The 13,248-nt window shown below is 40.5% G+C and carries 9 protein-coding genes; 7 read left to right on the top strand and 2 right to left on the bottom strand.

Annotation, left to right across the window (positions count from 1 at the left end; all coding sequences use genetic code 11):
* Positions 1 to 70: 70 nt before the first annotated feature.
* Entirely contained in the window at positions 71 to 841 is a 771-nt protein-coding gene (locus tag FN809_RS13390; RefSeq protein ID WP_142534030.1) for a TrmH family RNA methyltransferase, read from the bottom strand.
* 140 nt (positions 842 to 981) lie between these two features.
* Between FN809_RS13390 and tamL the strand changes: the two genes are divergently transcribed.
* The 5 genes from tamL (at position 982) to FN809_RS13365 (ending at position 8,725) form a co-directional block, all read left to right on the top strand.
* Positions 982 to 3,348 (top strand): translocation and assembly module lipoprotein TamL, encoded by a 2,367-nt coding sequence (gene tamL, locus FN809_RS13385; protein ID WP_246095604.1) that lies wholly within the window; start codon positions 982 to 984, stop codon positions 3,346 to 3,348.
* 234 nt (positions 3,349 to 3,582) lie between these two features.
* The gene (gene fbaA / locus FN809_RS13380; RefSeq protein ID WP_142534029.1) at positions 3,583 to 4,662 is read left to right on the top strand and encodes a class II fructose-bisphosphate aldolase; all 1,080 of its coding nucleotides are present in this window, start codon (positions 3,583 to 3,585) and stop codon (positions 4,660 to 4,662) included.
* A 99-nt stretch (positions 4,663 to 4,761) separates the two neighbouring features.
* Positions 4,762 to 6,075 carry a sodium-dependent transporter gene (locus FN809_RS13375; protein WP_142534028.1) on the top strand — a complete coding sequence of 438 codons (1,314 nt, stop codon included), beginning with the start codon at positions 4,762 to 4,764 and terminating at the stop codon, positions 6,073 to 6,075.
* Between the two features lie 12 nt (positions 6,076 to 6,087).
* Positions 6,088 to 7,398, top strand: coding sequence for a sodium-dependent transporter (locus FN809_RS13370; RefSeq protein ID WP_142534027.1), 1,311 nt, complete (start codon positions 6,088 to 6,090; stop codon positions 7,396 to 7,398).
* A 238-nt stretch (positions 7,399 to 7,636) separates the two neighbouring features.
* Positions 7,637 to 8,725, top strand: a complete 1,089-nt coding sequence (locus tag FN809_RS13365) for a ComEA family DNA-binding protein (protein WP_142534026.1) — start codon at positions 7,637 to 7,639, stop codon at positions 8,723 to 8,725.
* Between the two features lie 2 nt (positions 8,726 to 8,727).
* On the opposite strand, the gene FN809_RS13360 is transcribed toward FN809_RS13365, so the two are convergent.
* Positions 8,728 to 9,492 carry an SDR family NAD(P)-dependent oxidoreductase gene (locus FN809_RS13360; protein WP_142534025.1) on the bottom strand — a complete coding sequence of 255 codons (765 nt, stop codon included), beginning with the start codon at positions 9,490 to 9,492 and terminating at the stop codon, positions 8,728 to 8,730.
* A 264-nt stretch (positions 9,493 to 9,756) separates the two neighbouring features.
* Between FN809_RS13360 and purL the strand changes: the two genes are divergently transcribed.
* Positions 9,757 to 11,988, top strand: coding sequence for a phosphoribosylformylglycinamidine synthase subunit PurL (gene purL / locus FN809_RS13355; protein WP_142534024.1), 2,232 nt, complete (start codon positions 9,757 to 9,759; stop codon positions 11,986 to 11,988).
* Between the two features lie 370 nt (positions 11,989 to 12,358).
* The gene (gene ubiE / locus FN809_RS13350) at positions 12,359 to 13,081 is read left to right on the top strand and encodes a bifunctional demethylmenaquinone methyltransferase/2-methoxy-6-polyprenyl-1,4-benzoquinol methylase UbiE (RefSeq protein WP_142534023.1); all 723 of its coding nucleotides are present in this window, start codon (positions 12,359 to 12,361) and stop codon (positions 13,079 to 13,081) included.
* Positions 13,082 to 13,248 lie beyond the last annotated feature (167 nt).

Genomic DNA, 13,248 nt, shown 5'->3' with positions numbered 1-13,248 from the left:
ATGGTTTTAATCCGCGATGTGGATGCATCCGACACTGAATATCAGATGCATACTACCCACATGGTGCAAATTAATTATCGCCACTCGCTTTTCTTCTAAACTCGGACAGTACAATACCGGTAGCCATAGATACATTCAACGATTCGGAATGATCGGGATATTCTGAAAATGAGGGGATAAGAAGTTTTTTATCGATCTGCTGTGCAATGGTCGGCGATATGCCTTTTCCTTCGTTACCCATAACGATAATGCCTTTGTTAGTAAGTTTTTCTCCGTAAATATTTTCTCCATCTAAGCTGGTGCCATATATCGGGATTTGATTCTCCTTTTGCTCTGCTAAAAAAGTAGTCAAGTCGGTATAATATATGGCAACACGCGCAATGGCTCCCATGGTGGCCTGCACCACTTTGGGATTATAGGCATCTGCTGTATTCTTTGAGCAAATGATGTGTTTTACTCCAAACCAGTCTGCCAAGCGGATAATGGTGCCCAGGTTACCGGGATCTTGTATGTCGTCTAAAGCCAGCGTCAGCCCTTTGTGTACTGTATGAGGATCAAGCGTGTTTTGGGGTATCTGGCAGAGTGCAATAATAGTAGATGGGCTTTTTAGTTGTGTTATTTTCTTTAATTGCTGTTCTGTTATTTTTATACAAGGTAAGCCAGGGGGAAGTTGAGATATAGATGTAAAACTTTCGCTAACAAATAATTCTATCACTTTTATATTGGATCGAATTAAATCCAACACCAGTTTTTCGCCTTCTGCAATAAACAGTTGATTTTGTTCCCTGTATTTTTTTTTGGTTAGGGAGTTAATAAGTTTTATTTTGCTTTGGCTGATCATTTTAAAAATATAGTTGCATACAAATTTACTTAATGTCAATGTATTTAGATATTTTTGCTAAGCTAAATCAAATCGGGAATAAGTATAACTAATTTTGTCGGCACTAAAATATACTTTTAACAACAAAAGGTAAACAGCAATTGAAATATTTAATTTATTATATACTTTTATTCACCCTCTGGATGACGGTGGCTTGTAGTTCGGTAAAAAATGTACCCGAGGATGCTTATCTGTTAAAAAGAGCGCAGGTAAAAAATAATCCACGGAGTATATCAAAAGATCGTTTTAAGCCTTTTATAAAACAAAATGAAAACCTGCGTATTTTCGGCATCCTTAAATTCCATTTAGGACTGTACAATCTGGCCGGAAGCGATACCACCAAGGGGTTGAACAGATGGCTCCGCCGTGTGGGGGAAGCCCCCGTTTTATACGACTCTTTGCAGGCGCGTCAATCGGCCGGATATATTGAAACATTTTTAAAAAATAAGGGGTATTTTCATGCGCACGTGCATGATAGTTTGGTGCCTGTATCCAAAAAAAAAGCGAAGGTAGTATACAATATACAAGCGGGTAACAGATTTAAAATAAACCAGATTAATTATGGTTCGGAAGATACGGTGGTGGGTAAGCTGGTCATCGAAAATCAAAAAAACAGCCTTCTCAAAGAAGGAAGACCCTTTGATGTGGCGGTGCACGATGCCGAACGGCAGCGTATTACCCATCAGCTGCGTAATATGGGGTACTATAATTTTTCGAAAGAATTTATCTACTATAGGGTAGATAGTTCAATAGGGGATTTTTTGGTTAACGATTCCATAATTATAAAAAATCAGCATCGGGAACTGTATCGTGGTAAGGATACCACTTATGCACACAATACGTACCGGATAAAGGATGTGTTTTTCAGGATGGGATACGATACCCACAGAGCCCTGAGTCAAAAAGATGATTATTTTGAGCTGTTTGATACCCTGCAAATTAACAATTGCCATTTTTTGTATGTAGATAAAGTAGAGGTTAACCCCGATGTACTTTACAATTCAAGTTATATTTTACCGGGACAGCTTTTTCGTGCCGATTTGGTGGATCGAACACAATCCCTCCTTTCAAGTTTAAAATTATACCGCTATGTGAATATCCGTTTTGAGGATGCCTCGCCCCCTGATACAGCCAATGCCAACAGTAAATGGTTAGATTGTCATATTCAGCTGATTCCGGCCAAACATCAATCTTACTCCATCGATATCGAAGGGATAAACTCATCAGGAAACCTTGGTGCGGGAGGTAATTTTAAGTATCAACATAAAAACTTGTTCAAGGGTGCCGAGGAATTTAGTTTTAGTTTTGGAGCATCTATGCAAAATCAGAACAACCGCCAGGGACTTTCTTTTAGTACTATAGAAATTGGGGGAGAGAGCGATATCGTTTATCCAAAATTTTGGATGCCATTTAAAATTCCACGTTTCAGGCAAAGGTATAATCCTAAAACGTCCTTATCGTTGGCATACAGTTATCAGCGACGCCCGGATTACACACGCACCATTGCCAACGGAAAAATAAGTTACCTTTGGAAGGCCAATAAGCACACCACTCATGTAGTAACACCCCTAAGTGTCAATTTGGTACGTATGCCCGTTGTGGAAGTAGATTTCTGGAATTTGATTAAGGATACCTATTTGCGATTTTCGTACGAAGATCACTTGATTTCAAGCACAGCCTATTCCATTGTCTATAACGAGCAACAGTTCGATCAGCGTAAAAATTTTTGGTATGCCAACTTAAATGTTGAAGAATCCGGTAATGTGCTCGATTTGGCTGCCCGGGCCTTTGGCAAAAAAGTAACTTCTACACCCAACGAAAACGGAAGTACCGACACTTATTATGAAGTAATGGGTATCCGGTATGCACAATTTGTTCAAAGTAATATCGATATTCGATACCATCATTACCCAAGCCGTATCAGTAGCATGGCTTACCGTTTTTATCTCGGTGTAGGTTATCCGTATGGTAACTTAGCTGTGCTGCCCTTCGAAAAGAGATATTTTGCCGGTGGAGCCAACAGCATACGCGCCTGGCCGGTACGTGGTTTAGGTCCGGGTTCGTATAACGACCCTAATGCCAGTTATTATAATCAAACGGGAGATATAAAATTGGAGATGAATGCAGAATATCGCTTTAAGTTGTTCTGGGTACTCGAAGGGGCACTTTTCTTGGACGTAGGTAATATTTATACCATCCGAAAGGATATAAGCCCCGATGAGAACGCCTTATTTAAGTTTAAAAATTTCACCGACAAACTGGCCGTAGGAACGGGTCTGGGATTGCGTTTTGATGTAAAATATTTTGTTTTTCGCTTTGATACCGGATTAAAATTGCGCGACCCGATGGATATACCCCGCGATGAACTTAACCCCAATGGCCCCTTGCGTAATAAGTGGATTATGGGAAGCAGACCATACACCTGGGATGATGTAGCCTTTAATTTCGCCATTGGTTATCCATTCTAAGTGTAAGTATTGCTTAAGTTGATATTATTAAAAATTGCTTATTACTGCACTAATTAGTTTTATTTTGTACTTTTGCAATGATTTTAGTGGGATTAGCTTTAGGTGTTGTATTTTATAAGTTAATGCAGGCATAAAATCGCGCAGATCCTTTTTCGTTATAAATAATAATCATTTATTAAATATGTATCGGTTATCTATATTTATTGGGTAACTAAATTTTAAATAATAGACACAATGAAACAAAGAGTTTTAGATGTAGTAAAACCCGGTGTTGTTACCGGCGATGATGTGAGTAAATTATTCAAAGTTGCAAAGGACAATGGCTTTGCTCTTCCTGCAGTTAATGTGGTAGGTAGCGATTCTATCAATGGTGTTTTGGAAGCTGCAAAACTTGTTAACTCACCTGTAATTATTCAGTTGTCCAATGGTGGTGCTGCCTTTTATGCAGGTAAAGGAATTGGTCTTCAGGGGCAGCAAGGTCCTATATTAGGTGCCATTGCAGCCGCTAAACATGTTCATGAGTTGGCCGAGGCTTATGGGGTTCCCGTAATTTTACATACGGATCATGCAGCAAAAAAATTGCTCCCTTGGATCGACGGTCTTTTGGATGCTGGCGAAAAGCATTTTAAAGAAACCGGAAAACCTCTTTTTAGCTCTCACATGCTCGATCTATCCGAAGAGCCATTGGAAGAAAACCTGGCGATCTGTAAAAAGTACTTCGAGAGAATGAAAAAAATAGGTATGACCATTGAAATTGAACTCGGTATAACCGGCGGAGAGGAAGATGGTGTGGACAATACAGATGCTGATACATCACTGCTGTATACACAACCCGAAGAAGTTAATGAGGCTTATGAAGTATTAAGTTCGGTAGGATCTAACTTTACTATTGCGGCATCCTTTGGTAATGTACACGGGGTGTACAAGCCGGGTAATGTGGTGTTAACACCAAAAATTCTGGATAACTCGCAAAAATTCATTGAGAAAAAGCACGGTTTATCTAACAACCCTGTAAATTTTGTTTTCCACGGTGGATCCGGATCTTCATTAGAAGAAATACGCGAGGCAATCGGATATGGTGTTATCAAAATGAACATCGATACCGATACGCAGTGGGCAACCTGGGATGGTGTTCGCAAGTTTGAGGCCGAGAATCATGATTATCTGCAAGGACAAATCGGTAACCCCGATGGCGACGATAAACCAAATAAAAAATACTACGACCCACGTAACTGGTTGCGTAAAGGACAAGTATCTTTGGTTGAAAGAATGAAAATTGCTTTTAGCGATTTAAATTGTGTGGATGTATTGTAATAAAAAGCAATAATCAAAATAGAAAAGCCCGCATCATTTTTGGTGTGGGCTTTGTTTTTATTTTCATTTTTAGTTTTTTTACGCCCTTAATTTAAAGGTATGGATCAAAAAAGGGATGGTTTTAGTAATAAATTTGGGGTAATTGCGGCGGCAGCGGGTTCGGCTATCGGGCTGGGTAATATTTGGCGCTTCCCATATGTGCTGGGCGAAAATGGCGGAGGTGCCTTTTTGTTGATTTATTTATTTTTTATTGTAGCTATTGGTGTGCCTGTATTGGTTTCGGAGCTTCTGATTGGCCGCATGTCGCAACGGGGCGTTTTTGGGGCGTTTAGAGTGTTGGCGCCGGATTTCAAGTTTTTTAAAGTAGTGGGAGTAATGGGGGTAGGTGCGGCTTTTCTTATCCTATCGTTTTACGCTGTAGTGGCCGGTTGGACCATTGAATACACCTTTTTGGCCACCGCAAACCAACTAGGCGACAAATCACCGCCACAGTTGGCCTTCCTCTTCAACGAATTTTCAAACTCCTTTTGGCGTCCCTTGTTTTATATGATTGTATTTATGTGCCTTACCGCTGCAATTGTTGTGGGAGGTGTAAAAAACGGGATTGAAAAATACAGCAAGATACTAATGCCTGTTTTGCTGCTTATCATTGTTATGTTATGTATTAATTCGGTATCGCTCAATGGAGCCATGCAGGGCCTCTCCTTTTTGTTTCAACCGGATTTTAGTAAAATTAATAACGACGTAATTTTGGAAGCCCTTGGGCAAGCCTTTTTTTCGTTGAGCTTGGGTATGGGCATTATTGCTACCTATGGCTCTTACGTACAAAAAAAAGAGAACCTTTTACAAACGGCCATTAGCGTTTCATTTGCCGACACCCTGATTGCCATTTTGGCCGGGGTAGCTATATTTCCGGCGGTTTTTGCTTTTGGCATTCAACCCGATGCCGGACCGGGATTGGTATTTGTAACTTTACCCAATATATTTAATCAAATGATGGGGGGCTATTTTTTTGCAGTAGCTTTTTTTGTTCTCTTGTTTATTGCAGCCTTAACATCCTCAGTATCTTTGCTTGAAGTGGTGGTGGCCTACATAACGGAGGAATTAAAATTAAAAAGAAAAAAAGCCACCTTTCTTGCAGCATTCCTTATTACAGTATTCGGAATGTTTTGTGTGGCTTACCCCATATTGTTTACCAGCTTTGAGTGGACGACTTCAAATATTTTGCTACCCCTGAGTGGCGTACTCATCACTATTTTTGTGGGATGGTTTATAGGAAGCAGGAAAACCAAGGCCGAACTGGAGTCCCACGGCAGAAGCGTAAAGTCCATAAGCATTTTGATGATTATATTAAAAATCTTTGCCCCTATAGCCATAGCACTGGTGTTTTTAGACAACCTGAATATAATTTAAAATTAAACAAACGTGAACAACAGAGATGGCTTTAGCAGTAGATTTGGTATCATTGCGGCTGCAGCGGGTTCGGCCATAGGGCTGGGTAATATATGGCGTTTCCCTTATGTGCTGGGCGAAAATGGAGGCGGAGCTTTCTTTTTGTTGTACCTCGCATTTATAGTAGTAATTGGTGTGCCGGTTATGTTGTCGGAACTGATTATCGGTAGGCGTGCCCAAAAAAGTATTTTTGGTGCCTTTAAGGTTTTGGCTCCGCAGCATGGCTTTTTTCAGCTTATTGGGATTATTGGCGTAACAACCGCCTTTTTAATTTTATCTTTTTATTCAGTGGTAGCAGGCTGGACCGTAGAATACACCCTACTTGCCCTGGGTAATCAAATGGCCGATAAAACGCCTTCACAGTTAGCAGGACTGTTTACTGACTTTTCTACCTCGGTTTGGCGACCTATTATTTATTTGGTTGTTTTTATGGCGCTAACGGCGGCTATTGTTATTGGAGGAATTAAAAATGGCATTGAAAAATATGCTAAAATCCTTATGCCACTTTTGTTGGTCATTATACTTATTCTGTGCCTTAAGTCGCTTTCGTTAGAAGGGTCGGGCGAGGGGGTCTTGTTTTTGTTTAGACCGGATTTTTCAAAAATTACCGGCAATGTTGTACTGGTTGCGCTTGGACAGGCTTTTTTCTCGTTGAGTATTGGCATGGGTACCATAGCTACATATGGCAGTTATGTTAAAAAAAAGGAGAACCTGCTACAGACCGCCTTGTCGGTTTCTTTTCTGGATACCTTTATTGCCGTGTTGGCCGGTGTGGCTATATTTCCCGCGGTATTTGCTTTTGGCATAAAGCCTGATGCAGGTCCCGGATTGGTGTTTGTAACCTTGCCCAATATTTTTAACCAAATGGTGGGTGGCTATTACTTTTCGGCCGCATTCTTTATTTTACTGCTTATCGCTGCACTAACTTCTTCCGTATCCCTGCTCGAAGTGGTCGTTTCATATTTTACCGACGAGCTAAAAATACAGAGAAAATCGGCCACCCTGTTGGGGGCCTTTCTGATGATTATACTTGGTACTTTCTGTGTTGTCTATCCCAGGGTATTCAACGGGTTTGAGTGGACATCTTCTAACCTGCTTTTACCCTTAGGGGGTATCCTTATCTCGGTATTTGTTGGCTGGTTTCTGGGTGGGGCTAATGTTCGTAACGAATTGGAGGCTCATGGAGGTAGGGCAAGCTATGTTCGTGTTTTTATAATCATAGTAAAAATTGTGGCACCCATAGCCATTGCTATGGTATTGCTTAATAATTTAGGACTGATATAAATTAAATTTACGAACGAGATTAAAAATACATTCTACAGGTTTTTTATTTCAATAAAATAAGTATTAAATTAAGCTGAATTATTCGTAGTTTATCAAAGACAGGAATAAGCTTTAGTTTAACCCCTTGTCTGTCTGGTGTCAGGCTTGTGTTCAGAAGCTTTGTAGCTCACGGAAAGTTTTTGTGGCAGGGTATCTGGCTAATTATTGGGTTAAATACGTTTATCCGACATTTAAACTTATGTGGAAAAGCTTTTTTTTATATACCCGTAGCGAGCAACGTGGAATAATCGTATTGATTATCCTGATTTTATTGATTGTAGCAGCGCGTTTTACCATGCCATATTGGGCGGTGTATTTCGTAAATAATACGGTAGATGAGGAATTTGTGCAGCAAGTTCGCCAATTAAATGCGCAGCTACTTGCTCAAAACAATTCCCCAAAATCAGATTCCCTGTTCTATTTCAATCCAAATACTGCTTCGGAAGAGGAACTCAAAGCACTTGGGTTCACCCATTATCAATTAAAATCTTTAATAGGCTATAGAACTAAGGTAAAAGAATTTATGGTAAAGGCCGACTTGTTAAAAGTTTACGGTATGGATACCTCATTATTTATAAAAATTAAGCCTTATATTTTACTGGATAAGCAAAAAAAGTTGTCAAGAAAAAAGTCGAGCCCACCACCTGAAGCACCGCAGCAATTGGAATGGATTAACTTTAACCGGCAAGAGGGTGAGTTTTGGGAGCAGCATATCCTTTCCGATTCGATTCGTAGTCGCATTATACAACTGACAGGGCATAATTATATTACTAAATCATTACCGCTGCATAAGGTCAATGCTTACAGCGATGACCAACTATATCAATGGTTGCTTAAAAATAGCCGTACTATAACAAAACCCGGGGATAAGCTTGTTGCGCTGTCGCCTCCGCATATTGAACTCAATGCGGCCGACACTACCCAGCTGATGCAATTGCCAGGGATAGGGAGCCGGTTGTCGCTGCGCATCGTCAATTTTAGGAATTCGCTCGGTGGCTTTTACCATATATCGCAGCTGGCAGATGTGTATGGGATTTCAGACAAACTATTTAATGATTTGCAAAAGTGCGTTTCGGTAAATCCGACACTTATACAAAAAATGGATGTCCAACACCTTTCTTTAAAAGAAATCAGCCGGCATCACTACTTTACATACCAACAGGCCAGAGAGCTAAAAAATTTGTATAGAAAAAATACAACTCCAAAGCCGGCGGATATCCTTAAACTTAAATCGATAAGCGAACAAGACTGGGAAAAGATAAAGCATTACCTGATATTTAGTAAGTAAACTTACTTTCGGTAGGTATTGTAAGCATCGGCTTGTTGCGTGGGCATAATTAATATGTCGTTAATGTTTACATGAGCAGGCCTGCTTACAACAAATACGATGGCTTCGGCAACATCAATGGCCGAGAGCGGCGTTATGCCTCTATACACCTGATTTGCCTTGTCCCGGTTGCCATCGTATCTTACCAAAGAGAATTCGGTTTCTACCATTCCCGGCGAAACGGAGGTGACCTTAATGTTATGCTTTAATAAATCAATTCGCATACCTTTGGTAATCGCGTTCACGGCATGTTTCGAAGCACAATAAATACTTCCGCCCTCATATACATTAATACCTGCAATAGAGGAAATATTAACAATGTGGCCTTGTTTTTTTTGCACCATCCATTTAATCACTTCTTTAGACAGAAATAAGAGCCCTTTTACGTTTGTGTCAAGCATCTGTGCCCATTTGTCCCAGGCATCTTCATCAATTTTTTCGGCTCCATACGCTAACCCCGCATTATTTATCAACACATCAATGTTTCTCCAATGGGTAGGTATTGAATTTAAAGCGTACGTTGTTTGTTGCTGGTCTTGGATGTCGAAACAAAGCGTGAGTACCTCAGTTTGATAAGTAGTTTCAATTTCTTGTTTCAGCTTGTTTAAACGAGTCGATCTTCGGCCCGTAAGGATAGTGTTGTAACCTAGTTGTGCTAATTCTTTGCTGGTGGCCTCACCAATACCCGAAGTGGCTCCTGTAATTAGAGCAATTTTGTTGGTCTCCATCTTTTCAAGGTTTAATGTTCTTCTGTAAAACTAAAAACGAATGCCAGAATAAAAAATATCTTTGCTCAAAAGAAGATGGCTTTTTGTACTTCGCTTTATTTTTTATACTTTCAAACGTTAAATAAGCGTACGCAATTTAGGTATAGAATATTAAACTGGAAAACCAAAGTATCTTTTCGGATATAAATGTATATTTTTGAATCGATTATAAAATAGGCACGCAACGGCTATATGATTAAGGATAGCATCAAAAAAATTAATACAATGAATAAAACGCAATCTACTGTTCAAACTACTGAAAGCCTGAATCTGACACGCTCGGAACTGGATTTTATTTCGGAAATACTAAAACGTGATCCCAATGATGTCGAGTTGGATATTTTTTCTCGACTTTGGACAGAGCATGCTTCATATAAAAATTCACTGAGATGGTTAGGTAAGTTGCCTAAGACGGGTGAGAAAGTTATTGTGGAGGCAGGTGATGAGTCGGCCGGTGCGGTTGATATTGGCGACGGATATGTTTGTGTTTTTAAGATAGAATCGCATAACCACCCTTGTGCCATTCAGCCAAGGCTGGGCGCATTAACGGGTTTAAGAATCGTAAACCGCGATGTGTTTTCGATGGGGGCTAAGCCGGTGGCGTTTTTAACCTCCTTACGATTTGGAAATGCAGAACGTGATACCGCCCGATGGCTCTTTACCGAGGTGGTACATGGAGTGAAAGATTTTGAAAAAAGCATGAAAGTGCCGGTTATTGGTGGCGAAGTGCGTTTTGACGCAGGCTTTAACAGTAGTCCCATAGTTAATAATGTAGCCATTGGAATAGCCCCAAAAGAAGATTTGATATCGGGTGTGGCCAAGGGCGAAGGGCGTATTATCGTACTGTTGGGCGCCTTAACAGGGAAGGACGGAGTGGATACTGATGCCTTTTCGGCCGATTTTGTTACCAATAGCGGAACCGGCTCCTTTAATATTGAGCAAATGATGGACTCCACGGTGGAGCGCAGCTTGCTGGAAGCAGTAAAGAAATTGAATAAAGAAAAATTGGTCGTCGGAATTCAAACCATCGGTGCCGGCGGTATAGCGGGTGCAGCCACTGAAATGGCGGCGCGTGCCAACTCAGGCATAATGATGTCGTGCGATAAAATCCCTACCCGCGACGAAGAAATGACTGACCGTGAAATCCTTCTGTCGGAAACCTGGGGTAGAATGCTCCTGTGTGTAGATAAGGAAAATATGGCAAGGGTGTCCGAACTGTTACAGCCCATGCCGCTTTCCGTAGCTCAAATAGGTACAGTAACTGCAACGCAATCGTTCCTTTGTATTCGGGGTGAGCAAACCATAGCGGATATCCCGGTTTCCTATGTAGGGCTGGGAGGTAAGGCTCCAATTTACGATAGAGAAATACAGGAGCCTGGAAAAAATGAAATTAAGCCACTTCAAATTGACGATGTAGAAGAGCCGGATCACTATCAGGAAGTGATAGCCAAAATGATGACCGACTTGAACTTGTTGTCACGCGAGTTTCTGACCGATAAATTCGACAAGGCTTATAAGCATGAAACTTTAAGCAATAAGTATCCCTCCGATGCTTCTTTTGTATATATTGAAGAAGCGGATAAAACGCTCGCTTTTTCAGTGAATTGTAATTCCTTGTACGTTGAGGCTGATCCTTACGTGGGTACACAGATAGCAGTAGCCCAGGCGGCGCGTAATATTGTTTGTGGTGGGGGTACCCCATTGGCGGTTACCGACTGCTTAAATTTTGGAAGTCCCTACGATCCTGAATCTTTTTGGCAATTTACTCAAGCTGTTGATGGATTGTCGGATGCCTGTAAAAGATTTAATACCCCTGTGGTAAGTGGTAATGTGAGCTTTTATAATCAGCGTTCTGTAGAAGGACGTATAGAGTCCATTTCGCCTTGTCCTGTAGTGGGAATGGTTGGAACGGTAGAGTCAAAGGAGCATCATTCCGTTTTGGCCTATAAGTGCAAAGGCGATATGATATTTTTAATTGGTAGATCCAGAGACGATATCAATGCTTCGGAATACTTGAATTTTTATCATAAGCAAAAAAGCCATGCTACCCCTTATTTTGATATAGAAGAAGAGCTCGAATTACAAGAAACGGTAAAGCAGATTATTCATAATCACCTGGTTAGGTCGGTTCATAACGTGTCTACAGGAGGCCTGTTCTTTAATCTTTTAGAATCGGCAATGCCTTTAAATTTTGGTTTTGATATCACAACCGATGCCGAAGTGCGCAAGGATGCTTTCCTGTTTGGCGAATCGCAAAGTAGAATTATTGTAACAGTAGCTCCAGAAAAACAGGACGATTTTGTTGATTTTATGCTCGATAAAAGCGTTCCTTTTTCGGCACTGGGCCATGTAACCAAAGGCGAAATACGTATCGATGACGAGTCTTTTGGTTTTATAAAGAGTTATAAGGAAAAGTTTACGGCTAATTTAAAAAAATGGATGGAAGGAGAGAAGTAATTTTCTTGCAGTCATTATATTACAAGCTATTATATTTTGCGGCATGGAAATTTCTATGCCGCATTTTTTATTAGCTATGCCGATTAATGCAAGCGCCTTATAGTGTAACCCTTCCTGCTCTCGAACCTGCTAACAGTATACCCCCCGTGGTGGGTTCTCCACTCTACTCCTCATGCTTTCTGCGGTATGCCCCCGCTTTCTACCCTAAAACTCTTTTTCTAACAATTCTCACCATATATTTAATATCTATTGTATTTTTGTTGCACAGATATTACACAGCGAATTTTTTTTGAATAAATTCATTGTTGGTGCAGGACACCCGGGAAATACGACATCCACACCACCAACTACAGTATAAAAAAAATACAATATGACAGTTAAGCCATACCTTAGCTCTGAGGAGGGTAAAAAGAAGCAGATAAAAAATATGTTCGATAATATAGCAGCGAAATATGATTTTTTAAATCATTTTTTGTCGCTGGGTATCGATAAAATATGGAGACGCAGAGCCATCGGTCTGTTAAAAGGATTGAACCATCCTGCCATATTAGATATTGCTACTGGAACAGGTGATTTGGCCATTGCTGCGTTGCGTGTTAAACCGGAAAGAGTGGTGGGGCTGGATTTATCGCCGGAGATGCTTAAGGTAGGAGCCGCAAAAATCAAGAAAAAAAACCTGGATCATATTATAACTATGGTTGAGGGCGATTCTGAAAATCTGCCATTTAAAAATGCAGAGTTTGATGCTGCTATGGTGGCTTTTGGTGTGCGTAACTTTGAGAATTTAAATGCAGGTCTGATGGAGATAGCGCGGGTTTTAAAACCGGGGGGTAAATTTGTGGTGCTGGAGTTTTCAAACCCTACGGCCTTCCCGTTTAAGCAGTTGTTTAAATTTTATTCGGGCAAAATATTACCTTGGTGGGGTGGCTTGCTATCAAAAGATAAGGCAGCCTATACTTACCTGCCGGCTTCTGTAGCTGCTTTTCCGGAGGGGAAAGCCTTTGTAGCCGAACTTGAAAAAGCCGGATTCACGAGCGAAAAAGTATGGAAGCAAACCATGGGTGTGGCCACCATATATTTTGCACATAAATAATAGGAACGCAATAAAGCAAACAAAAATTAGTTATTGAAATAGGATTGTTTGGGTTTAAATAGCGAAAAAAGGGCCTTATACCATCCGTCTTTATCGAATAGGATATATTGAATATATTAAGATGTGTTTCAAAAGTAATACTAATAACCAGGGCAAGGCAATTGTTA

Origin of the sequence: Saccharicrinis carchari (genome assembly GCF_900182605.1) — a bacterium.
Taxonomy (GTDB): Bacteria; Bacteroidota; Bacteroidia; order Bacteroidales; family Marinilabiliaceae; genus Saccharicrinis; species Saccharicrinis carchari.
Note: the sequence above shows the minus strand (reverse complement) of the source record. Positions and strands in the feature narration are given on the sequence as shown.

Coding starts and splice junctions, on each gene's coding strand:
- FN809_RS13390 (WP_142534030.1), bottom strand. CDS start 841: ATGATCAGCCAAAGCAAAATAAAACTTATTAACTCCCTAACCAAAAAA.
- fbaA (WP_142534029.1), top strand. CDS start 3,583: ATGAAACAAAGAGTTTTAGATGTAGTAAAACCCGGTGTTGTTACCGGC.
- FN809_RS13375 (WP_142534028.1), top strand. CDS start 4,762: ATGGATCAAAAAAGGGATGGTTTTAGTAATAAATTTGGGGTAATTGCG.
- FN809_RS13365 (WP_142534026.1), top strand. CDS start 7,637: ATGTGGAAAAGCTTTTTTTTATATACCCGTAGCGAGCAACGTGGAATA.
- FN809_RS13360 (WP_142534025.1), bottom strand. CDS start 9,492: ATGGAGACCAACAAAATTGCTCTAATTACAGGAGCCACTTCGGGTATT.
- purL (WP_142534024.1), top strand. CDS start 9,757: ATGAATAAAACGCAATCTACTGTTCAAACTACTGAAAGCCTGAATCTG.
- ubiE (WP_142534023.1), top strand. CDS start 12,359: ATGACAGTTAAGCCATACCTTAGCTCTGAGGAGGGTAAAAAGAAGCAG.